Raw genomic sequence first — 23368 nt, 5'->3', positions numbered from 1 at the left:
TGCCGCTACGTCAGCAGCGCCACCGATCTAGACCGCTTCAGTCATAGCGCGACAGATCCGGCGCCTTCATCGACGGCGTCATCAGCTTGGCGGCAATGTTCTGGATGCTGGGTTGGCTGGCGAATTTCAGTGCGCCGTGCAGCAGCTGGATGCCGAGGCGGCTATGCGGATTCATCAGGCGCGGGCCGATCTTCGGCACGCCCTGGCCTTGTTCCACCATCGGCCGCATGGCGTCGGCGTAGGCGGCAAAGGCCTGTTCCAGCGTCGCCGCGCGTGCGATCTCGTTGGCCAGCACGTAGCCGCCGGTGACCGCCAGGGTGGCGCCGATGCCGGCCAGCGGGGTTGCGCACCAGGCAGCGTCGCCGGTCAGCACGACGCGGTCAGCGTGCCAGCGCGGCATGCGCACCTGCCGCAAGGCATCGAAGTAGAAATCGTCGGTGGTGTCCATGCCGTCCAAAACCCGCGCAGCCTGCCAACCGGCGTCGGTGAAGCGTTCGCGCAGATAGGCCTTTTGGGTTGCCATGTCCCAGTCCTGCTCGCCCTCGGAAACCTTCTGCAGCGACAGCATGGCGCGCGTGGTGCCGTGCTGGTCCGGGCGCAGCGAGATGCTGCGCCCGCCGGTGGTGTGATACCAGCGCCATAGGCGGTCATCGTCGGCGGTGCGTGCGATGGTGAAGTAGGCAATGGTCAGATCCATCCAGCGCGGGTCGTTCTCGTCGGGGAACAGCATCTCGCGTGTGGCCGAGCCGACGCCTTCGGCGACGATGACGGCATCGAAGCGGTCGCGGCGTCCGCTGCGGAAGCGGACGGTGGCCGCATCGCCGTCGTCGTCGATGCCGGCGATGCGGTCGCCGAACCGATACTCGGCTTTCTGGCGGGCGGCATCGTAGATCAGGCGGGCGAGGTCGCCGCGCAGGATTTCCAGTTCTGCGGTCGGGCCATCGCCGTCGATGTCGTCGGTCTTGAAGGTCGCCACCGCATGGCCGTGTTCGTCGACCCAGGCGGTGCCTTCCTCGCCGGTGCCGTGCTCGAGTGCGGCCTGCTCCAGGTCCATTCGCTGCAGGACCTCGCGGCCGACGCCGCGCACGTCGATGTTCTGCCCGCCATCGCGAAACTGCGCGGCCTGCTCGACGACGCTGACGTCAAATCCCCGCTGGGCGAGCGCCCAAGCCACGGTGTTGCCGGCGACGCTTGCGCCGGTGATGAGGATGCGACGCGACATGACGGATCACCCGAGGAATAAATATCAGGTGTGATATTACATGTCCTGGTCGCGCTGCTCCAGATTGACGATCAGGCGCTGCATGAACGCGACAGTCTGCTGTGCTTCCTCGGGTGCGAAGTCCTTCAGCGCATCGGCATTCAGATCGATCAGTATCTGGCCGCCGATGGCGGCGATCTTGCGTCCGCGGGGTGTGAGCGAGACCACCGCAGCGCGGCGGTCCTGCGGCGTCGGCGAGCGCTTGACCAGCTCCAGGCCCTCCAGCTTGTCCAGCAGGGCCACCATTGCCGGCTGCTTGACTGCCGAGTCGATCACCAGGTCGCGTTGCAGCATCGGCCCTTTCCAGGACAACAGCATGACCGGCCTGATCAGGGCCAGCGACATGCCGTGCGGTCGCAGTTGCGCATCTACCAGACGATTGAAGACCCGTGCAGCATGGTTGGCCAGATACCCCGGTGCCACCGCAGCCAGAGGATGAATGAGTACGTCGCGATCCTGCATCTGCGTCACCGTGCCACGCCTTTCGGCCATCTTGCGATTTTATCCGGGCACGCGCACCACGGGACATCGCCTGCGCGCCACGGCGAGGGATCTGACGGGTGCCGCGCAGCAACGCGCGCCGTGGTGGGGCCTGCACGCAATCGGGACGCATCGTCACGTGAGTGTTGTAACTTAGGCGGGCGCTGCATGCCGTGCAGGGCGCCAACGGCGACGCCGGATGGCGTTGGTTGCAGGTCAGGCCGGCATGTCGGCCTATCCAGTCCTGCCAGTCGGCGATGCGCGGCGTTGGCCCTTTGAGTCTTGTTCAATGGTTCGGAAAAAATGCTTGTTTGGGTGATTGGTAAGCTGGCTGCGCACCGCGTTGCGTCCCGCACGTACGACGACTGCCGCTGGACGGCAGCACGCCTGGGCGCCGCATGAGCGCGTCGTTTCCTTATGGCGAGAGCGCCATGGCGCAGGCCGTGCGCGCCTACGATTGGGCCGCAACGCCGCTGGGGCCGAGTGCGCAGTGGCCGTCGCCGCTGCGCAATGCTGTCAGCCTGATGCTCAGCTCGCCGGAAAGCATGTATGTGGTGTGGGGCGATGCGCTGACCTTTTTCTACAACGATGCCTATGCGCCGATCCTGGGGCCGCGGCAGCCGCATGCGCTGGGCGCGCCGCTGCGGGAGTTGTGGGCCGATGCATGGGGGGCGGTGCGTGCGCCGATCGAAGCCGCGTTCGCGGGGCGCGCCTCGCGCTTCGAGGAGGTGCCGATCGGCATGAACCGCTATGGCATGCCGGAAGACACCTGGTGGACGTTCTCGTTCTCGCCGATCTATCTGGACGATGGGCGTGTGGGCGGCGCGTTCTGCGTCACCAACGAAGTCACCGACCGCAAGGTGGCGCAAAACCGTCTTGCCGATGAGCACGAGCGGCTGATCCGGTTGTTCGAGCAGGCGCCGATGTTCATGGCGTTCCTCAGCGGTCCGCAGCATCGGGTGGAGTTCGCCAACCCGTGCTATTCGCGCCTGATCGGGCACCGCGACGTGATCGGCAAGCCGCTGGCCGAAGCCTTGCCGGATATGGTCGAGCAGGGGCATCTGCACCGCCTGGACGAGGTGTATCAGTCCGGACGCGCCTATGCGGCCAATGCGCTCGCCTACAACGTGCAGGCCGAGCCCGGCGGCGCGGTGGAGCCGCGCCTGCTGGATCTGGTCTATCAGCCGATTGCCGGTGCCGACGGCACCGTTTCCGGCATCTTCGTGCAGGGCCTGGACATAACCGACCGCATCGGCCTGGAACGCGCGGTGCGCGAGGCGGAAGTGCGCAACCGGCAGATCCTGGACAGCGTGATGGACTACGCGATCATCGCAACCGATTTGCACGGCTTGGTGACGTCCTGGAACGAGGGTGCACAGCGCATTCTGGGATGGAGCGAGACTGAGATGCTGGGCCAGACGCTGGAGCGCACCTTTACCCCAGAGGATGTGGAGCGCCGGCAGATCCTGATCGAGGCAGCGGCGGCGCTGGAAAGCGGTAGCGGCATGGACGAGCGCTGGCACGTGCGCAAGTCCGGCCAGCGGTTCTGGGCGAACGGTTCGCTGATGGTGCTACGTGAAGAAACCGGCGCGGCGATCGGCTTTGTCAAGGTGTTGCGCGACCGTACCGCCGAGCGGCTGGCCAGCGAAGCCCTGCGCGCGAGCGAGCGCCGGCTGGATGCGCTGGTGCGCGCATCCTCGCAATCGATCTTTTCGGCCACCGCCGACTGGCGCGAGTTTCGCCAACTGGTTGGCGAGGGGGCGCTGAGCGATGCGCTCTCGGCAAGCCTGAACTGGCAGCAGGAGATGGTGCACCCGGACGATCGTGCGCGGCTGTCCGAAGCCATTGCGCATTCGATCATCAACAAGACCGGGCTGGATGTGGAGTATCGCGTGCTGGATGCCAATCAGCAGGTGGGGTGGACCCTGATGCGCGCGATCCCCTTGCTGGACGAGCGCGAGCAGATCGTGGAGTGGTTCGGCACCGCTGCCGACATCACCGACAAGCGGCTGGCCGAACAGCAGCTGCGTCAGTTGACCGAAACGCTGGAAGAGCGCGTGCGCGAACGCAGCGCGGCGCTGCTGCTGGCCGAGGAAAAGCTGCGCCAGAGTCAGAAGATGGAGGCGGTCGGTCAGCTGACCGGCGGGTTGGCGCACGACTTCAACAACCTGCTGACGGCGATCAGCGTCGGCCTGGAGCTGCTGCAGGCGCGAATCGAGCAGGGCAAGTACGATCGTCTGGAGCGCTATGTGGAGATGGCGCAATCCAGCGCCGCGCGCGCCACCGCGTTGACCCAGCGACTGCTGGCGTTTTCGCGCCGGCAGACCCTGGCGCCCACCGCGCTGGAGGTGCAGGCACTGGTGCAGGGCATGCATGACATCATCGCGCGCACGCTGGGCCCCTCGATTGCGTTGCGGCTGCGTCCTGCAACCGACGCCTGGAAAGTGCTGGTGGATGCGCCACAGCTGGAAAACGCGCTATTGAACCTGTGCATCAACGCGCGCGATGCGATGCCCGATGGCGGCGAGCTCACCATCGCTGTCGCCAACCGTTTGTTGGAGGCCGGCGCCGCCCAGCAGCTGGATCTGCCGATCGGCGAGTACGTATGCCTGAGCGTGCAGGACACCGGCACCGGCATGAGCGCCGACGTGATGTCCAAGGTGTTCGAGCCGTTCTTCACCACCAAGCCGATCGGGCAGGGCACCGGTCTGGGGCTGTCGATGATCTACGGGTTCACCCGCCAGTCCGGCGGCCACGTGCGGATCGATTCGGAGGTGGGCGTCGGCACCACGATGGCGTTGTACCTGCCGCGCTTCAATGGCGTGCTGGCGCTCGATGAGGTGGTGCCGGCGACCGAGCAACCGCTGCGCTCGGTGGCGCAGCGTTGCACGGTGCTGCTGGTGGAAGATGAAACCCCGATCCGCGTGCTGATGTCCGAGGTGCTGAGCGAAGCGGGTTACCGCGTCATCGAGACGGCAGAAGGCAGCGCGGCGGTGGAGCGCCTGCGCTCGCAGGAGACGATCGATCTGCTGGTGACCGACGTCGGGCTGACCGGCGGATTGAACGGGCGTCAGGTTGCCGACGCGGGGCGACAGCACCGACCGACGCTGCCGGTGCTGTTCGTCACCGGCTACGCGGCAACGGCGGCAGTGGGCGCGGGGCAGCTGGAGGAGGGCATGGAGGTGCTGACCAAGCCGTTTCTGGCGGTGGACCTGGAACGCCGCGTGGCGCAATTGCTGGAGCGCGGATCGCCCTGAAGCGTGCATGCAGGCGTGGCGACAACCCGGACGGCTTGCCTACAGCGCGGTTTGCACGATGCCCAACAGGTCGCGCAATGAAAACGGCTTGGTCAGCAGCCGCATGCCGGTATCCAGAAAATCCGCGCGCTTGGCGATGGAACCGGCGTAGCCGGTCATGAACACGACAGGCAAGGCGGGGTACAGGCGGCGCGCGTTGTCTGCCAGGTCGCGCCCGTTCATGCCAGGCAGGCAGATGTCCGAGAGCAGCAGATCGAACGGACGCGCATGGTTGAGCTGCTCCAGTGCCTGCTCGGCGTCGGAAGAAGCGGTGACCTGATAGCCCTCGTCACTCAGGATATCTGCGGTCAGCGCACGAATGGCATCGTCGTCTTCGACCAACAGGATACGGGCGCTGCATGATGCGTGATTCACCGCTGTCCTCGAGCGATCGCAACCATGCGATGCACTTCAGGTGCAACGCTAGGCCTGGGCGCGTGACGAACGTGTCGCAACCGGCATCAAGCGCGGCGCAGGTCACGGCACCATGGCGGTATCGCCAGCGCTCAAGCCGCGCCAAGCAATCTGATCCATTCAGTGGCGCGCAGCGGTCGATCACGCGCCCGTGATAAATTTAAGCCTATGGGAAATCTGAAGCCGATGATCGCAAACCGCATTACGACTGGTACGACAGGGCTTGACACCATTCTGCGCGGCGGCCTGCCGGCCAACCGCCTGTACTTGCTGGAGGGCCAGCCCGGCTCGGGCAAGACCACCATGGCACTGCAGTTCCTGCTCGATGGCGCTGCCAAGGACGAGAGTTGTCTGTACGTGACCTTGTCGGAGACCATCGACGAGCTCACCGAAGTGGCTGCGTCGCATGACTGGTCGTTGGATGCGCTGCATATCTTCGAGCTGGCATCGGCCGAAGCGTTCCTGGGCGATGGACGCCAGCAGTCCATTCTGCATCCGTGGGAAACGGAGCTGGATGGCACCATCAAGCTGATCCAGGCAGAGGTCGATCGGGTCAAGCCGACACGGGTGGTATTCGACTCGTTGTCCGAGTTGCGCCTGCTGGCACAGGACTCGCTGCGCTATCGGCGCCAGGTGCTGGCGCTCAAGCAGTTCTTTGCGCCGCGCAACATCACCTTGTTTCTGGTAGACGACCTCACCGGCGAGAACGGCCAACGCGATGCGCATCTGCACAGTCTGTGCCATGGGGTGATTTCGCTGGAACGCATGACGTTGGATTTCGGTGCGGCGCGTCGGCGCATGCAGGTGCAGAAACTGCGCGGCGTGGATTTCATCGCTGGCTACCACGACATCACCATCACCACCGGCGGCATGCGGATCTTTCCGCGCCTGATCGCCTCCGATCACCATGTGCCGTTCGTTGGCGATCTGGTGTCCAGTGGCGTGGAGCGTGTCGATGCGCTGTTGCACGGCGGGCCGCTGCGCGGTACCAGCACGCTGCTGACCGGGCCTGCCGGTTCCGGCAAGACCAACATCGCGCTGCAGTACGTGGCCGCCGCCTGCGAGCGCGGCGAGCATTGCTGCATCCTGGAGTTCGACGAGCGTACCGGTACCTTGCTGACGCGAGCCGAGAGCCTGGGCATGGACCTGCGCAAGTATCTGGACGCGGGTCTGCTGGAATTGCATCAGATGGATCCGGCCGAGCTGACCCCGGGCGAATTTGCCTGGGCGGTGCGCGCCAGTGTGGAACAGCGCGACTGCCGCGTGCTGGTGATCGATAGCCTCAACGGCTATCTCACCTCGATGCCGCAGGAAAAACAGCTGATGCTGCAGATGCACGAGTTGTTGTCGTACCTCAACCAGAGCGGTGTAACCACATTCCTGGTCAATCCGCAGCACGGCCTGGTCGGCACGATGTCCACCGGCAACCTCAACATCTCCTACATGGCCGATACCGTCATCCTGTTCCGCTTCTTCGAAGCGCAAGGGCGCATCCGCAAGGCCTTGTCGGTGATCAAGAACCGCAGTGGCGCGCATGAGGATTCGATCCGCGAGTTGCGCATCGGGACGAGCGGTATCCACCTGAGCGAGCCACTGGAGAAATTCCACGGCGTGCTGACCGGTACTCCGCATTTCGTTGGGGACGATACGCCGTTGCTGGATCGTCCACTTGACTACCTGTGATCCGGATGGATCCATCGTCCACATCATCGCGCCATTCGGCCGCGATGCGGAGAGCATTGCCGGGATCGTCGGTCAGCGCGGGCTGACGCGCCGGGTATACGGCTCGCTGGTTGCGCTGGCGGACGACCTGCTCGATGCCTCTGGCGTGGTGGTGTTGACCGAAGAGGCGGTCGGCGGCGATCTGCAGCAGCTCTCGCACGTCCTGCAGAGTCAGGCCGCATGGTCGGATATTCCGTTCGTGCTGCTGCGTGCGCCGCGCGGCACTCATCGTGGGCGTCAGGCCACGCTGCCGCCGGAAGTCACCAACGTCATCGAGCTGGAACGGCCGCTGAGTTCGTCTTCATTGCTGAGCGCGATTTCCACCGCATTGCGATCGCGACAGAAGCAATTCGTGATCCGCGACCAGATGGCGCAGTTGGCCGAAAACAAGACGGCGTTGATGTCGAGCGAGGCCGAGCTGCGCCGCGTCACCGACGCACTGCCGGTGCTGATTGCCTTCATCGACAAGAACCTGGTGTACCGGTTTGCCAACCGGTCGTATGAAGACTGGATCGGCATCCCGCCTGCCGATGTGATCGGGCGTCCGTTGGTGGACGTGGTCGGACCTGCGGTGGTGCAGGAGCGTCGCGCCTGGATCGAAGCCGCACTGGCCGGGCAGGCATTGACGGTGGAGGCCAGCTGGCCGCACGCCGACGGGCGCCGGCGCGATGCGGAAATCCGCTATATGCCGCGCCTGGATGCGGACGGCAAGGTGGACGGCTTTCATGTGTTTGCCACCGACATCACCGCGCGTGCGCTTGCGCTGGAGTCGATCCAGCAGCAAGCCAGCCTGCTCGAGGTCAAGGTGGCCGAGCGCACCGCCGAGCTGCAGCAGCAGATGCTGGCACGCGAGTCCAGCGAAGCGGCGTTGCGCCAGGCGCAGAAAATGGAAGCGGTGGGCCAGCTGACCGGCGGCATCGCACACGACTTCAACAACATGCTGACCGGGATCCTGTCGGCGCTGGACCTGGCGCGCCTGCGCATCGATCAGGGCCGCACCGAGGGGCTGGGCCGCTTTCTGGATGTGGCGTCGGCATCGGCCTTGCGCGCGGCGGCACTGACGCAGCGGCTGCTGGCGTTCTCGCGCCGGCAGTCGCTGGAAGCGCGGCATCTGCATCTGAACGATCTGGTGGTATCGCTGCAGGAACTGCTGGCGCGCACGCTGGGCGAATCGGTGCATCTGGAGACCGACCTGCAGGCCGACCTGCCGCAGGCGTATGTCGACGAAAACCAGCTGGAAAGCGCGCTGCTCAATCTGGCGATCAATGCCCGCGATGCGATGCCCGCTGGCGGGCAGTTGCGCATCGCCACCCGGCAGTTGCAGGTCGAAGGGCAACCGCTGGAGCTCGGGCGCGGGGTGACGCTGGCGCCGGGCAGTTACGCGGTGGTGTCGGTGACCGACAGCGGCGTCGGCATGCCGGCCGATGTGCTGGAGCGTGTGTTCGAACCGTTCTACACCACCAAGCCGATCGGGCAGGGCACCGGCCTGGGCATGTCGATGATCTACGGCTTCATGCAGCAGTCCAACGGGCAGGTGTGGGTGGAGTCCGAGTTGGGGAAGGGCACCACGGTGAGCCTGTACCTGCCCGCCGGTCTCCATCCGCAAGCGCTGGCGCCGCAACCGCAAGCCGGCGCGGTGGTCGCCGGACGCGGCCAGCAGGTGCTGGTGGTGGAAGACGACGAGCAGGTGCGGCTGCTGGTGACCGAACTGCTCAACGAGTTGGGTTATGAAGCCGATGTGGTGGCCGACGCCGATGCGGCGCTGCCGATCCTGGCCTCGCAACGGCGGATCGATCTGCTGGTGACCGATGTCGGCCTGCCCGGACTCAACGGGCGCCAGTTGGCAGAGATCGCGCGGCAGTCGCGGCGCGATCTGCCGGTGATCTTCATGACCGGCTATGCGGAAACCGCGCGCGATCGCGGCGAGTTTCTTGCCGAAGGCATGAGCATGATCGCCAAGCCGTTTACGCTGGGCGAGTTCAGCGGAAAGCTGCACGAGGTGCTGGGACCGTCGGCCTGATCGGATTGCGCGATCGATGGCGCCGGTCACCATCATGGCGCGGCCGCGATACCGTCACCGATCGGCCCGGAGCCGGTGCAGGGGGCCGGGACAGGTCGAACAACCCACAGGCATCCGTCCTGCGCAGGCAGGCGGATCTGCCGTCACTGCGGCACCGGCCGGAAGTCGCTCGATCCGCGCAGCAACGTGCGGTGAGCCGGAAACGGAGTCAAGCGACGCCGCGCGCTGTTCGGCCACTGGAATGCTGTAATCCCCCCAGCGCCACCTCGGCAGGTGGCAAAGCCGCCTGGCCAGCCCCATCTGTTGCACATCATTCATTCCCCGGAGTCATCCGATGACGCCCATTTCCGTGCTCGACCTGGCGCCGGTCTGCGAAGGCAGCGACACCACCCACGCCTTCGCCAACATGCTCGATCTGGCCCAGCACGCCGAGCGCTGGGGCTACCAGCGTTACTGGCTGGCCGAGCACCACAACATGCCGGGCATCGCCAGCGCCGCCACCGCAGTGTTGATCGGCCATGTCGCCGGCGGCACGAAGACCATCCGCGTCGGCGCCGGCGGCATCATGCTGCCCAACCATGCGCCGCTGCAGGTGGCCGAACAGTTCGGCACGTTGGCCTCGTTGTATCCGCAGCGCATCGACCTGGGCCTGGGCCGCGCGCCCGGCACCGACCAGCCGACCGCGCGCGCCCTGCACCGCTATTTCGACAGCGCCGACCATTTCCCGCAGGACGTGGCCGAGCTGTTGCGCTACTTCGCGCCGGTGGTGCCGGGGCAACTGGTGCAGGCGGTGCCGGGGGGCGGCCTCGACGTGCCGGTGTGGCTGCTGGGTTCCAGCCTGTTCAGTGCGCGGCTGGCCGCGGCGATGGGCTTGTCGTTCGCGTTCGCCTCGCATTTCGCGCCCGACGCGATGGACGAGGCGGTGGCGATCTACCGCCGCGAATTCCGCCCGTCCGCGCAGTTGGCCAGGCCGCATGTGATGCTGGCCCTGAACGTGGTGGCCGCGGAGACCGAGGCGCAGGCACGCCGCCTGTTCACCACCCAGCAGCAGAGCTTCGTCAACCTGCGCCGCGGCAAGCCGGGCAAGATTCCCGCGCCGATCGACGATATCGACAGCTTCTGGCAGCCGCACGAGCGTGCCGGTGTGGAGCGTGCGTTGGCGTGCACGGTACTGGGCGATGCCGGGCAGATCGCGCAGGGCGTGGCCGAGTTCATCGAGCGCCACACCCCGGATGAGCTGCTGTTCACCGCCAACATCTACGACCATGCTGCGCGTTTGCGTTCGTTCGAAATCGCCGCACTGGCTTGCCGCGAGCTGGACGTGACCCCTGCGTGATTCACGTCGCTTTGCGCGGCGATCGGCTCAGATGCGTGCACCTCCATTGGGAACACCAGCATGCAATTTCAGGAACGCAGCGAAAGCATCAAGCAGTTGGCGGAACTGATCCGCGGCGTGGACATCGCGATGTTCACGACCGTGTCGGCCGACGGCAAGTTGGTGAGCCGGCCGTTGGGCACGCAGGAGGTCGAATTCGATGGCGACCTGTGGTTCGCCACGGCCGCCGACAGCCCGAAAGTGGCCGAAATCGCCGCCGACCCGCGCGTCAACGTGGCCTATGCCTCGGCCTCGAAGAACAGCTACGTGTCGGTCGCCGGTACCGCACGCCTGGTCGATGACCGCGCCAAGATCGAGCAGCTGTGGTCGCCGGCGATGAAGGTGTTCTTCCCCGGTGGCAAGGACGACCCGAACCTGCGTCTGATCCACGTGCGCGCCGAATCGGCCGAGTACTGGGATGGCCCGAGCGGGCTGCTGGGCAAGGCGCTGTATTTCGTGATGGCGGCCGTGACCGACGATACCGGCAGTCTGTCGGACAACCGCGTGGTCGATCTGAAGTAAGTGCGCTCCAGGTGTGCCGGTCGTCGCGCTCAGCGCCAGGCGACCGGCCACCAACCGCGGATCAGCTCCAGCAACTGGTCCGAAGTGACCCCGAACACCGCCACCGAGATCAGCGCAGCGGCCCAGCCCACCAGCAGCAATGCGCCGTCGCGCTCGAGCAGGGCCAGCGCAAACAGCAGCAGGATCAGCCCGAAGATGTAATTGGTGAACGGAATCGGCAGCGTCAGCAAGATGCCGACCAGCACCAGCAGCACGCCGGTGAACATCTGCGCCGGAATCCGGTCCAGCATGCCGTGCAGGCGTGGCTTGAGCAGCCGGTCCAGGCGTTGCAGCGTCGGCGCAAGTCGCGCGACGAAACGCTGGCCGGTGCTGCGGCGCGGCCCGCGCTCACCGATGAAACGCGGCACCCACGGCTTGCGCAGGCAGCACACCATCTGCAATCCGATCAGCACCGTCAGCGGGCCGCTGATACCGCCAGCCACGCCAGGGATGGGAATGAACGACGGCAGGATCGCCAGGAACAGAAACACCCCGAACGCGCTCTGCTGCAGATCGGCCAGAATCTCGCGCACCCGCAGCACATGCTCCCGATCGCCCTCGCTGAAGGCCGCCAGCAGGCTGCGGATGCCTTCGTTGCGATAGCGCATCTGCGCGCCGTCCGCCGCATCCGATGGCGGTACGCCGTTATCCGACGATGTCATCGCTGCCCTCGTCGCCGACGCGGCTCAGCAGCAGCTTGTCCACGCGCGCGCCATCCAGATCGACGATCTCGATGCGCCAGCCGGCCCAATCGAAGAATTCGCCGGCCTGCGGGATGCGGCCGAAGTAGTAGATGCACAGGCCGGCGAGGGTGTGGTAGTCGCCTTCGTCGGCTTCCGGCAGTTCGGCGCCCAGCACCTCGCGCAGTTCCTCCACCGGCAGCGAGCCGTCGATCAACAACGAGCCGTCGCCGCGCGTGACCACCAGCGCATCCTCGTCGGTGTTTTCCACCGCCTGCAGGCGGCCGACCACCGCGCCCATCAGGTCGCTGATGGTCACCAGCCCACGGATTTCGCCGTATTCGTCCACCACCAGCGCCATCGACTGCTGTTCTTCGCGGAAGATCTCCAGCAGCTTCATCGCATGCGTGGATTCGGACACGAACAAGGTGTCGCGCAGGGCCTGGAACAGATGCGCGCCGTGTCCATCCATGCGCGTGACCAGCGACTTGACCTCCAGCACGCCGGCGATGTCCTGGTCGCTGCCGCGGTAGACCGGGTAGCGCGAGAATTCGTGTTCGCGCATCACCAGCAGATTGCGTTCGGGCTCGGCATTGGCATCCAGCCAGGCGATGCGGTTGCGCGGCGTCATCAGGCTGTCGGCGGTGCGGTCGCCCAGCCGCATCACGCGATTCATCATGTCGCGCTCGTGCGCATCGATCACGCCGGCCTCGTGGCTTTCCGCCACCAGCATGCGGATCTCCTCTTCGGTCACCGATGCCGATTCGTCCTTGCCCATGCCGAGCATGCGCAGCACCAGCCGGGTCGAGCGCGCCAGCACCCACACGCCGGGCGCGGCGATCTTGGCCAGCCAGGCCATCGGCACCGCGACCACCCCGGCAATGTCCTCGGAGTTGCGCAACGCCAGCCGCTTGGGCACCAGCTCGCCGAAAATCAGCGTCAGGAAGGTGATCAGGGCCACCGCCAGTGTGCTGCCGATCACCACCGAATACGGGCGCGGCTTGCCGACCAGTTCGAACGAGGCCGACAGTGCCGGGAACAGCCCCTGCAGCCAGCTGCTGATGGCCTCGCCGATCGCCTCGCCACCGAACACGCCGGTCAGGATGCCGATCAGGGTGATGCCGATCTGCACCGTGGACAGGAAGTTTTCCGGGCTTTCGGCCAGCGCAAGTGCGCGCGCGGCACGCTTGCTGGAGCCGGCCATCTGCTTCAGGCGGCTCTTGCGCGAGGTCATCAGGGACATTTCCGACATCGCGAAGAAGCCGTTCAACAGGATCAGCGCAATGACGATCAGAAACTCAACCACGGGCGTCTTCCCCGGTCAGTGAAGGGGAGGGCGGGCGAGCACTGGGTTGGCCGGCGCGCGCAGCGGCGGGGCGGCAACGGGGGAATATAGGGTCGTCTTCCATAGGGTGCACCCGAAGGCGCGGGAGTATGTTAGCAAACCACAGGGTGGTTCGAACCGGGAAATGCCCATGTGAAGGGCGCTTGCGCGACCGAGATACCCAGACAGGTCATGGAACGGTCATAATTCGCGCTCGGCGTCCGTCTCTCCCTCGACGGCAGGAAGTTCTCCACCCATGTTCTCGTTGCAGACCATCTTCGGTTCCGGCAAGCAGTTCTATGCGCTTCTGAACGAAGCGGCGCAGGCCGCCTACGACAGCACCAAGGCCTTGCACGCCATGATGCGCACGTCCGACCGCCAACCCGCGCTGGACGCCTTCAAGCTGGCTCGCCTGCGCGAGCGCGCCGCCTCGGACAAGATCGGCCAGGCGCTGGTGGACAGCTTCATGACCCCGATCGAGCGCGAGGACATCGAAGCGCTGGGCTCGGCGCTGTACAAGATTCCCAAGCAGGTCGAGAAGTTTGCCGACCGGTACTCGCTGGCCACCAAGCATCTGGAGCACATCGACTTCGCCCCGCGCGCGGCGATGCTGGAACAGGCTGCCGCCGTGGTGGTGGAGATGGTGACCGACCTGCCGCAGATGAACATCGATCGCATGACCGCGCTCAACGACAAGCTGCGCATGCTGGAAAACGAAGCCGACCGGCTGATGCTCGAGCTGTATCGCGACATCTACTCCGGCCGCCTGGACACGCTGCAGATGTTCCTGCTCAAGGAATTCTTCGAGATTCTGGAGAAGGCCATCGACCGTTGCCGCGAGGCAGGGGTGGTGGTGTACCAGATCGTATTGAAGAACAGCTGAGGTCGCCGCGTGCTTACCCTAGTTCTGGTGGTGATCCTGGCGGCGTTGGTGTTCGAGTTCATCAACGGCTTCCACGACACCGCCAACTCCATCGCCACCGTGGTCGCCACCAAGGTGCTGTCGCCGGGCTGGGCGGTGATGCTGGCCGCCGGCATGAACCTGATCGGCGCGCTCACCGGCACCGCGGTGGCGTTGACGATCGCCTCCGGCCTGCTCAACACCGACGTGGTGGAGGTCACCCCGCAGGTGATCCTGTGCGCGCTGCTGGGCGGCATCATCTGGAACCTGATCACCTGGTGGAAGGGCCTGCCCTCATCGTCCTCGCACGCCTTGATCGGCGGGCTGTGCGGCGCCGGGCTGGCGGCCGCGCACAACAACTGGAATGCGTTGATCTGGTCGGAAAACATCGGCAACTGGGCCAAGAACAAGGGCCTGTTGTGGAAGGTGTTCGTGCCGATGATCACCTCGCCGATCGCCGGCTTCCTGCTCGGTATCGTGGTGATGCTGCTGCTGTGGGCGATCATCGCCGGCATGGCCCGACTGGGCGGGCCGATCGGACGGCTGGCGCGTCCGCGCTGGGTCAATGCGTTCTTCGGCAAGGCGCAGATCGCCTCGGCCGCCTACATGGGCTATGCCCACGGCCACAACGATGCGCAGAAGACCATGGGCATCATCGCCATGACCCTGATCGGTGCGCAGTCGGCCGGCGCATTGGACGATCTGCCGAGCTGGCTGTCGTTCCTGCATCCGGGCACCGGCCTGGCCGCCGGCGCCGGCATTCCGATGTGGATCGTGCTGACCTGTGCGGTGGTGATGGCCGCCGGCACCGCCTCGGGCGGCTGGAAGATCATCAAGACGCTCGGCCACAAGATGGTCAAGCTGCATCCCATCCACGGCTTTGCCGCAGAAACCAGCTCGGCGACCGTGCTGACCGTGGCCGCGCACTTCGGCATGCCGGTGTCGACCACGCACAGCATCTCCACCGCGATCATGGGCGTGGGCTTCGCCAAGAACCCCCGCTCGCTGCGGCTGGGCGTGATCGAGCGCATCGTCTGGGCCTGGATCCTGACCATCCCGGCCGCGGGCGGGGTGGCGTATCTGATCCTGCGCTGCTTCGAATGGTTCGGCTGGACCTGAGCGATGTCGCGCTGCGGTCACCTCGGTCGGCGAGCATGCGTGCCAACTACGGAGTGCCCGGCCGCAGGCTGTCCCGTTCGACCCTGATGTGCCAACGCGTCCTGCCTGAGGAAACGCGCCGATGATGCTTGCGCTGGTGTGCGTGCTGTTCCTGCTGTCCTGGCTGATCGGCCGCCGGCGCTGGCTGCGCGGTGCGCGTGCGCTGGCGGCAGCCGCGCTGGCGTTGCTGCTGCTGGTGGGCTGCGGCCCGTTGGCGAGCTGGATGCTGCACGGGCTGCAGCAGACCGGCGTCAACGATTTCAACGACTGGCGCGCGCGCAACATGATCGTGCTGCTGGGCGCCGGCACGGTGCGGCCGGATGGCCCCGATGCCACCGCCGAGGCCAACATGTTCGCCTACGGCCGCATCGTCGAGTCGGCGCGGCTGTACCGGCAATGCCGTGCGCATGGCGGCGACTGCAAGATCGAGATCAGCGGCGGCGACGCGCGCGGGCTGGGCCTGTCCGAGGCGGTGGTGTATCGAAAGGTGCTGATCGGGCTGGGCATCGCGCAGGCCGACCTGATCATGGAGCCGTCCAGCATGAACACCTGGCAGAACGCGCAGTTCAGCCAGCCATTGCTGCGCCAGTACCGCCCCGAGCGGGTCGTGCTGGTGTCCTCGGCCACGCATCTGCGGCGTGCCGAGCTGTACTTCCGCCACTTCGGCATCGACGCCACGCCGGTGCGGTCGGACTGGTTGACCGCGTCCTGGGCGTGGTTGCCGCAGAGCTACAACTTCACCGTGGCCGATGTCGCCTTGCACGAGTACCTGGGCATTGCGCGCTATCGGGTTTACGAGTGGCTGGGGTGGAATGTGGAGGCTGTTCGGGCTGGGGCGTTGTGAATGGGAAATCGGGAATCGGGAATCGGGAATGGTGATTCGGGATTCGGGATTCGTAGCAGCTGGTGCGGCGCGTTCTGACGCGCGCGGCTGATTTGATTCAGCGGCGCCTGGTGCCCCTTCGGATTGACGGGAGCAAGCCGGGTGCGCGGCGGTGGGGAAGGTCATTGCGCTGCTTGGTGGCGTCGCGGCCAGCTGCGTGTCTGCTCGCCGCTGCCTTGATGCATCGCCGGCCGCGTGTTCGGCCGGCGATGCGGTGCTCAGCGTGTTTCGTACATCGTCCTGACGTCGTTGCGGAACGCGGCCTGGCTGTCGGTGCGGTTGTAGAACATGTGGCCGCCGGGATATTCGCGGACCTGCACGCGCTTGGGGTCGCTGCCCATCGTCGGCATCTGGTCCACCGTCAGCACCGAGCCCATGAACGGGCAGGAGAGGTCGTTCCAGCCATGCGCGATCAACACGCGCAGCTTGGGGTCGATCGCCACCGACTGGCGCAGCTGGGTGACCGCACCCTTGCGCAGTTCGTCGTTCCAGTCCCATAGCTTGTTGACGTCGTAATTGAGCGCCTGATAACGCGCATCGACCTTCCAGCCGACCACACGGGTGACGAAGTCCACCATCGCGGTGGTGGTCGGCGCGATGATGCTGTCCAGCAGCGGGTCGTTGGCGCGCTGCTCCGGATCGTTGGGGAAAGGGTCGAACGCGGTCACGTTGGAATCGTAGCGGCTGCCCAGCTCGCCCTTGTCGCGGAACACCTCGCGCAGGTACGCCTGGGTGTCCAGTCGTCCGCCGGAGCGGCGCACATAGGTCGCGTCCAGTCCGGTCATGCGGGCGACCTGCTGCAGCATCGCTTCGGTCGCCTGCGGGTCGGTGCGGCCCTTCATCAGCGCCACCGCGTAGTCGCCGCGGGTGTAATCGATCACCTGGCGCATCGCCGTGTCGCTGAGCTGGCCCTGGCGTTCCAGATGCGCGGCGGCGATCGAGGGCAGCGTCATCATCCAGGCCAGCGGCGACACATCGCTGTTGTCGTCCAGGGTGGGATTGAGATACGGCGACACCAGCACCACGCCGTTCATCGCCACGCCCAGCCGGGTCTGCAGGTACTGGGTGATGCGCGGACCACGGAAGCCGCCGTAACTTTCGCCGACCAGGTACTTGCGCGCCTGCAGGCGGCGGTTCTTGAGCAACCAGTCGTAGACCATGCGCGAGAGATATTCCACGTCGGCCTGCGGGTTGTAGAACTGCTTCTTGGCCTCGTCGTCGCCGATCAGGGCGCGGCTGAAGCCGGTGCCGACCGGGTCGATGAACACCAGGTCGGTGAAGTCCAGCCAGGTGCCGGGGTTATCGCGCAATGCCGCCGGTGCGGAGGCGCTGTCGCCTTCGGCGCCGAAACCGACCACCTTGGGTCCGATCGCGCCCATGTTCAGATATACCGACGACGCACCCGGCCCGCCATTCAGCGCGAAGGTCACCGGGCGGTCCTTGCCATCGGCGGTATAGGCGGTGAACACCACCTCGCCGGTGGTCCTGCCCTGCGCATCGCGCACCGGCAGCGTACCGACGGTTGCGGTGTAACTCAGCGTGCGTGCGCCCACGCGCGTGCTTTGCCGCACGCTGGCATCGGCCGGCAGTGGCACGGGCTTGGCGGCCGCTGCATCGGATTTGGCGTCGGTTTTCGTATCGTTCTTGTCGGGCGCGTCGGCCAGCGCGGTCCCGCTGAGCAGGGCGCAGGCCAGCAGGCTGGCACGGAGGAAGCAGGGCATGAGCATCGGAGGTCCGGCAGGGGAGCGACGATGCTAGGCCGCCGGTAGCACCTTATGGATGTGCACAAAGGCATGCGTGTCGCGCTGACCGACGTGGCATGCCTGGCTTGGAGCGGTATGTGCCGCTGCAGGCAGCCGTCTGAGCCGACGGGTGGGGGCTGCGCAGCCCGCTGAAATCCGCATCGACCGAAAAGAAACCCGGTGACGCCTTCTTCTGCCCTCGGGAGAAGGTGCCCCGCAGGGGCGGATCAGGGGGCGGGGCGAAGCCTCGTGCGATTACTTGCCCAATGGCTTCGCGTACCCTCACCCCAACCCCTCTCCCGACCGGAGAGGGCTTAAAGCTTCCAGAGGTTCTTAAACCTCCAGCGACGCCAGGTCGCCCTTGGTCTCCAACCACTGCTTGCGGTCGCCGGCGCGCTTTTTCGCCAGCAACATGTCCATCAGCGAGCGGGTCTGTTCGCCATCGTCGATGGTCAGCTGCACCAGGCGACGCGTGTCCGGATGGATGGTCGATTCGCGCAGCTGCTGCGGATTCATCTCGCCCAGGCCCTTGAAGCGGGTGACGCTGACCTGGCCCTTGAGCTTCTCGCGCGCGATCTTGTCCAGCAGCGTGGTCTTTTCCTCCTCGTCTAGCGCATAGAACACCTGCTTGCCTACGTCCACGCGGAATAACGGCGGCATCGCCACGAACACATGGCCGGCCGCGACCAGCGCCGGGAAATGCTGCAGGAACAGCGCGGTCAGCAGGGTCGCGATATGCAGGCCGTCGGAATCGGCGTCGGCCAGGATCACCACCTTGCCGTAGCGCAGCCCGGTGATGTCGTCCTTGCCCGGGTCGCAGCCGATCGCGATCGCCAGGTTATGCACTTCCTCGGAGGCCAGTACGCTGCCCGATGCCACTTCCCAGGTATTGAGGATCTTGCCGCGCAGCGGCAGGATCGCCTGGAAGTCCTTGTCGCGCGCCTGCTTGGCCGAGCCGCCGGCCGAGTCGCCCTCGACCAGGAACAATTCGGTACGCGACAGATCCTGGCTGATGCAGTCGGCCAGCTTGCCGGGCAGGGCCGGGCCCTGGGTGACCTTCTTGCGGACGATCTGCTTTTCGGTCTTCAGGCGCGCACTGGCGCGGTCGATGGCGATCTGCGCGATCTTCTCGCCGATCTCAACGTTCTGATTCAGATACAGGCTGAAGGCATCGTGCGCGGCGCCTTCGATGAAGCCGGCGGCCTGGCGCGAGGACAGGCGTTCCTTGGTCTGCCCGGAGAACTGCGGGTCGGTCATCTTCAGGCTCAGCACGAAGGTGACCCGGTCCCACACGTCTTCCGGTGCCAGCTTGACCCCGCGCGGCAGCAGGTTGCGGAAGTCGCAGAACTCGCGCAGCGCATCGGTCAGCCCCGATCGCAGGCCGTTGACGTGGGTGCCGTGCTGCGCGGTCGGGATCAGGTTGACGTAGCTTTCCTGCACCAGCTCGCCTTCCGGCACCCAGGCCGCGGCCCAGTCGACGATTTCGGTATCTTTCTTCAGGCTGCCTGCAAACAGGTCGGCCGGCAGCATCTCGTGCTCGGCCATCTCGCCCTTGAGGTAATCGCGCAGGCCGTTCTCGAAGTACCAGCTGTCCTGCTCGCCGGTGGCCTCGTCGTGCAGCTTGACGGTCAGGCCGGGACACAGCACCGCCTTGGCGCGCAGCAGATGGCGCAGCGCGCGCACGTTGAACTTGGGCGTGTCGAAATACGTTGGATCGGCCCAGAAGCGCAGCCGCGTGCCGGTGTTCTTCTTGCCGACGGTGCCGACCACTTCCAGCTTGGAGGCGGCGTGGCCGTCGCGGAACTCCATGCGGTGCTCGCTGCCTTCGCGTTTGATGAACAGCTCGACCTTGGTCGACAGCGCATTGACCACGCTCACGCCCACGCCATGCAGGCCGCCGGAGAAGGTGTAGTTGCGGTTGTTGAACTTGCCGCCGGCATGCAGCCGGGTCAGGATCAGCTCGACACCGGGAATCTTCTCTTCAGGGTGCATGTCCACCGGCATGCCGCGACCGTCGTCGGACACCTCGCAGCTGCCGTCCTTGTACAGGGTCACTTCGACCTGCTTGGCGTGACCGGCCAGCGCCTCGTCGACCGAGTTGTCGATCACTTCCTGCGCCAGATGGTTCGGGCGCGCAGTGTCGGTATACATGCCAGGGCGGCGTTTGACCGGGTCCAGGCCCGACAGCACTTCAATATCGGCGGCGTTATAACGGGTGTTCATGCATCTCGTTGGCACGTGAAACGACGCGCAAGTGTGGGGGCTGAGGCGATTTTTTGCACGCGCCCGGCGTTCAGTGCAGGGCGGGGTGCGGATGGATACCCTGGCATTGGATTCGGAATCAAACGTCCCCACCTGAGGATGTCACCGAACCCGGAGGACACCATGAAGTTCAAGCACATCCTGATGCTCACCCTCGGTGCTGCCGCAGTGGCCGCGCTTCCTGCCCTGGCCCAGGCGGCTCCTCAGCAGAGCGGGCAGGACGCCGGCGCCAGTGCGCAGAAGGCCGACGACGCCAAGGCCAAGACCGAAGCCGAGCGCAAGGCCGAGCGCCGTGCTGCCGCAGCGGCGCACAAGCCCAAGGCCGACACTGCTCCGCGCGAGGAAGAGGAAGAAGAAAAGCCGGCGCGCTGATTCCATCTCGGGTCGGCAATACGCCACACGGACGCCCCGGCTTCGGCCGGGGCGTCTGCATTTGTGCGCCATGCACGGCGCGTTCTTTGCCGCTGTGGCGACATGATCGTCACGCAACCCTTGGGCATTCGCCCGTCACCCGCTAAACTATGGCTTTCCGGGAGGCTTCAAGCCCCATGACCCCCCTGATTTTTGTTACCGGCGGCGTAGTGTCCTCGCTAGGCAAGGGCATTGCCGCCGCTTCGCTTGCCTCCATTCTGGAAGCGCGTGGCCTGAAGGTCACGATGATGAAGCTGGATCCCTACATCAATGTGGATCCGGGCACGATGAGCCCGTTCCAGCATGGCGAGGTCTACGTCACCGACGACGGCGCCGAGACCGACCTGGATCTGGGTCACTACGAGCGTTACGTGCGCACGCGGTTGTCGCGCAAGAACTCGGTCACCACCGGCCGGATCTACGAGAACGTGATCCGCAAGGAGCGTCGCGGCGATTATCTGGGCGCCACCGTGCAGGTGATCCCGCACATCACCGACGAGATTCGCCGTTGCATCGACGAGGCTACCGCCGGGTTCGACGTGGCGCTGATCGAGATCGGCGGCACTGTCGGCGACATCGAGTCGCTGCCGTTCCTGGAAGCGATCCGCCAGGTACGCACCGAGCGTGGTGCCGAGAAGGCCATGTTCATGCACCTTACCCTGGTGCCGTACATCGCCGCCGCCGGTGAGTTGAAGACCAAGCCGACCCAGCACTCGGTCAAGGAGCTGCGCTCGATCGGTATCCAGCCGGACGTGCTGCTGTGCCGTTCCGAGCAGGCGGTGCCGGATTCGGAGCGCCGCAAGATCGCGTTGTTCACCAACGTTTCCGAGCGCGCGGTGATCAGCTGCCCCGACATCGATGTGCTGTACGGCATGCCGCTGGAGCTGCGTCGCCAGGGCCTGGACGAACTGGTCATCGATCAGTTCAAGCTGCGCGACAAGGTGGCTGCGCCCGACCTGTCCGAATGGGCTGCGGTGGTGGATGCGGTCAAGCATCCGCTGGACGAGGTCACCATTGCGGTGGTCGGCAAGTACGTCGATCACCAGGATGCCTACAAGTCGGTGGCCGAAGCGCTGCGGCACGGCGGCCTGCGCCAGCGCACCAAGGTCAACCTGAAGTGGCTGGAGGCGCAGGATCTGGAAGGCAGCGACATGGCGGCGCTGCAGGATATCGACGGCATTCTGGTGCCGGGCGGCTTCGGCGATCGTGGCTTCGAAGGCAAGGTGCTCACCTCCAAGTACGCCCGTGAGCACAAGGTGCCGTACTTCGGCATCTGCTACGGCATGCAGGCGGCGGTGGTGGACTATGCCCGCCACGTGGCCGATCTGGACGCAGCCAACAGCACCGAGAACGATCGCCAGTCGCCGCACCCGGTAATCGGCCTGATCACCGAATGGCGCACCGCCAGCGGCGAAGTCGAAAAGCGCGACGAGAAGTCCGACCTGGGCGGCACCATGCGGCTGGGCCTGCAGGAGCAGCGGCTCAAGCCGGGCACGCTGGCGCGCGAGGTGTACGGCAAGGACGTGGTCGCCGAGCGTCACCGTCACCGCTACGAGTTCAACAACCGCTACCGCACCCAGCTGGAGGACGCCGGCCTGGTGATCTCCGGCAAGTCGATGGACGACACGCTGGTGGAGATGGTCGAGCTGTCGCGCGATGCGCACCCGTGGTTTCTGGCCTGCCAGGCACATCCGGAGTTCCTGTCCACCCCGCGCGATGGGCATCCACTGTTCATCGGCTTCGTGCGCGCTGCGCGCGAGAAGAAGGCGGGCGGAAAACTGCTGAAGGAAGCGCGTGCGTGAGGGTTTCCTTCTCCCCCCGGGAGAAGGTGGCGCGTAGCGCCGGATGAGGGGCGCCGCAACACAATGAGAGGTGGCAGCCATGATGAACGCGTCGCCACGCGTCAGCCAGGGCAAAACCATCGCACTTCAGCAGTGCTTCGCAACCGTACCCTCACCCCAACCCCTCTCCCGGCGGGAGAGGGGCTTTAATCAATAGGTGACCTGATGAAACTCTGTGACTTTGACGTTGGCCTGGATCAGCCGTTGTTCCTGATCGCCGGCCCCTGCGTGATCGAGTCGATGCAGTTGCAGCTCGACGTGGCCGGCAAGCTGAAGGAGATCACCGGCAAGCTGGGGATCAACTTCATCTTCAAGTCCAGCTTCGACAAGGCCAACCGCACCTCCGGCACCAGCTTCCGCGGCCCGGGCCTGGAAGAAGGCCTGAAGGTGCTGGAGGCGGTGAAACAGCAGATCGGCGTGCCGGTACTGACCGATGTGCACGAGTACACCCCGATGAACGAGGTCGCCGCCGTCGTCGACGTGCTGCAGACCCCGGCCTTCCTGGTGCGCCAGACCGACTTCATCAAGAACGTCTGCGCCGCCGGCAAGCCGGTCAACATCAAGAAGGGCCAGTTCCTGTCGCCGTGGGACATGAAGCCGGTGGTGGACAAGGCCAAGTCGACCGGCAACGCGCAGATCATGGTCTGCGAACGTGGCGCCTCGTTCGGGTACAACAATCTGGTCAGCGACATGCGCTCGCTGAGCGTCATGCGCGACACCGGTTGCCCGGTGGTGTTCGATGCCACCCATTCGGTGCAGTTGCCGGGCGGGCAGGGCAGCAGTTCCGGCGGTCAGCGCGAATTCGTGCCGGTGCTGGCGCGCGCCGCGGTGGCGGTGGGTATTTCCGGCCTGTTTGCCGAAACCCATCCGGACCCGTCCAAGGCCTTGTCGGATGGCCCCAACGCCTGGCCGCTGGACAAGATGGAGGCCCTGCTGGAGACGCTGCTGGCGCTGGACTCCATCACCAAGCGTCACGGCTTTCTCGAGCAAGGCGTCTGATCAGGCAAGGCAGTGGAGCGCGCGGTCCGTGGTCCGTT

The 23368-nt window shown here is 65.7% G+C and carries 18 protein-coding genes; 11 read left to right on the top strand and 7 right to left on the bottom strand.

Features of this window, described 5'->3' with window-relative positions; translation table 11 throughout:
* Positions 1–37 precede the first annotated feature (37 nt).
* The gene (locus tag FHT09_RS19415; RefSeq protein ID WP_104537836.1) at positions 38–1222 is read right to left on the bottom strand and encodes an FAD-dependent monooxygenase; all 1185 of its coding nucleotides are present in this window, start codon (positions 1220–1222) and stop codon (positions 38–40) included.
* 36 nt (positions 1223–1258) lie between these two features.
* A complete protein-coding gene (locus FHT09_RS19410) occupies positions 1259–1723 on the bottom strand; it encodes a MarR family winged helix-turn-helix transcriptional regulator (RefSeq protein WP_104606750.1) in 465 nt (154 codons plus the stop codon).
* A 416-nt stretch (positions 1724–2139) separates the two neighbouring features.
* On the opposite strand from FHT09_RS19410, the gene FHT09_RS19405 reads away from it, so the two are divergent.
* Positions 2140–4998, top strand: coding sequence for a PAS domain-containing protein (locus tag FHT09_RS19405; RefSeq protein WP_104606706.1), 2859 nt, complete (start codon positions 2140–2142; stop codon positions 4996–4998).
* Between the two features lie 39 nt (positions 4999–5037).
* Here FHT09_RS19405 and FHT09_RS19400 read toward each other — a convergent pair whose 3' ends face one another.
* A complete protein-coding gene (locus FHT09_RS19400; protein WP_104606751.1) occupies positions 5038–5382 on the bottom strand; it encodes a response regulator in 345 nt (114 codons plus the stop codon).
* A 237-nt stretch (positions 5383–5619) separates the two neighbouring features.
* On the opposite strand from FHT09_RS19400, the gene FHT09_RS19395 reads away from it, so the two are divergent.
* The 4 genes from FHT09_RS19395 (at position 5620) to FHT09_RS19380 (ending at position 11090) form a co-directional block, all read left to right on the top strand.
* On the top strand, positions 5620–7134 hold the full coding sequence (locus tag FHT09_RS19395) for an ATPase domain-containing protein (RefSeq protein ID WP_104537834.1): 1515 nt from the start codon (positions 5620–5622) through the stop codon (positions 7132–7134).
* On the top strand, positions 7121–9193 hold the full coding sequence (locus FHT09_RS19390; RefSeq protein ID WP_104606707.1) for a PAS domain-containing protein: 2073 nt from the start codon (positions 7121–7123) through the stop codon (positions 9191–9193). The genes FHT09_RS19395 and FHT09_RS19390 overlap by 14 nt, the downstream gene beginning before the upstream one ends.
* 334 nt (positions 9194–9527) lie before the next feature.
* The gene (locus tag FHT09_RS19385; protein WP_104606708.1) at positions 9528–10529 is read left to right on the top strand and encodes an LLM class flavin-dependent oxidoreductase; all 1002 of its coding nucleotides are present in this window, start codon (positions 9528–9530) and stop codon (positions 10527–10529) included.
* 60 nt (positions 10530–10589) lie between these two features.
* Complete coding sequence (locus FHT09_RS19380; RefSeq protein ID WP_104537831.1) at positions 10590–11090, top strand: pyridoxamine 5'-phosphate oxidase family protein; 501 nt, start codon at positions 10590–10592, stop codon at positions 11088–11090.
* 29 nt (positions 11091–11119) lie between these two features.
* Here the strand turns inward: FHT09_RS19380 and FHT09_RS19375 are convergent, their stop codons facing one another.
* Both FHT09_RS19375 and FHT09_RS19370 read right to left on the bottom strand, forming a co-directional pair.
* A complete protein-coding gene (locus FHT09_RS19375; RefSeq protein ID WP_181141371.1) occupies positions 11120–11791 on the bottom strand; it encodes an exopolysaccharide biosynthesis protein in 672 nt (223 codons plus the stop codon).
* The gene (locus FHT09_RS19370; RefSeq protein WP_104537829.1) at positions 11775–13115 is read right to left on the bottom strand and encodes a hemolysin family protein; all 1341 of its coding nucleotides are present in this window, start codon (positions 13113–13115) and stop codon (positions 11775–11777) included. Before FHT09_RS19370 ends, FHT09_RS19375 begins: the two co-directional genes overlap by 17 nt.
* Before the next feature lie 274 nt (positions 13116–13389).
* Here FHT09_RS19370 and FHT09_RS19365 point away from each other — a divergent pair, with 274 nt between their 5' ends.
* The 3 genes from FHT09_RS19365 (at position 13390) to FHT09_RS19355 (ending at position 16036) form a co-directional block, all read left to right on the top strand.
* Positions 13390–14016 (top strand): DUF47 family protein, encoded by a 627-nt coding sequence (locus tag FHT09_RS19365; protein ID WP_006452783.1) that lies wholly within the window; start codon positions 13390–13392, stop codon positions 14014–14016.
* 9 nt (positions 14017–14025) lie between these two features.
* Positions 14026–15153 carry an inorganic phosphate transporter gene (locus FHT09_RS19360; protein ID WP_047128560.1) on the top strand — a complete coding sequence of 376 codons (1128 nt, stop codon included), beginning with the start codon at positions 14026–14028 and terminating at the stop codon, positions 15151–15153.
* 121 nt (positions 15154–15274) lie between these two features.
* Entirely contained in the window at positions 15275–16036 is a 762-nt protein-coding gene (locus FHT09_RS19355; protein ID WP_104606710.1) for a YdcF family protein, read from the top strand.
* Between the two features lie 257 nt (positions 16037–16293).
* Here the strand turns inward: FHT09_RS19355 and FHT09_RS19350 are convergent, their stop codons facing one another.
* Together FHT09_RS19350 and parE are read right to left on the bottom strand one after the other, a co-directional pair.
* Positions 16294–17796, bottom strand: coding sequence for a S10 family peptidase (locus tag FHT09_RS19350; protein WP_104606752.1), 1503 nt, complete (start codon positions 17794–17796; stop codon positions 16294–16296).
* 354 nt (positions 17797–18150) lie between these two features.
* A complete protein-coding gene (parE, locus tag FHT09_RS19345) occupies positions 18151–20040 on the bottom strand; it encodes a DNA topoisomerase IV subunit B (RefSeq protein WP_104606711.1) in 1890 nt (629 codons plus the stop codon).
* A gap of 162 nt (positions 20041–20202) precedes the next feature.
* On the opposite strand from parE, the gene FHT09_RS19340 reads away from it, so the two are divergent.
* From FHT09_RS19340 to kdsA, 3 genes are all read left to right on the top strand, one after another.
* Positions 20203–20451: a hypothetical protein gene (locus FHT09_RS19340; protein WP_166775793.1), complete on the top strand. Its 249-nt coding sequence runs from the start codon at positions 20203–20205 to the stop codon at positions 20449–20451.
* A 176-nt stretch (positions 20452–20627) separates the two neighbouring features.
* A complete protein-coding gene (locus FHT09_RS19335) occupies positions 20628–22292 on the top strand; it encodes a CTP synthase (protein WP_104606712.1) in 1665 nt (554 codons plus the stop codon).
* Positions 22293–22496: 204 nt separating this feature from the next.
* Entirely contained in the window at positions 22497–23330 is an 834-nt protein-coding gene (gene kdsA, locus FHT09_RS19330; RefSeq protein WP_104537824.1) for a 3-deoxy-8-phosphooctulonate synthase, read from the top strand.
* The last annotated feature ends 38 nt before the right edge of the window (positions 23331–23368 follow it).

Source organism: Xanthomonas sp. CFBP 8152 (genome assembly GCF_014199025.1).
In the GTDB taxonomy this organism is placed as follows: Bacteria; Pseudomonadota; Gammaproteobacteria; order Xanthomonadales; family Xanthomonadaceae; genus Xanthomonas; species Xanthomonas arboricola_B.
The sequence above is the reverse complement of the archived record's forward strand: the minus strand, read 5'-3'. Positions and strand labels throughout refer to the sequence as shown.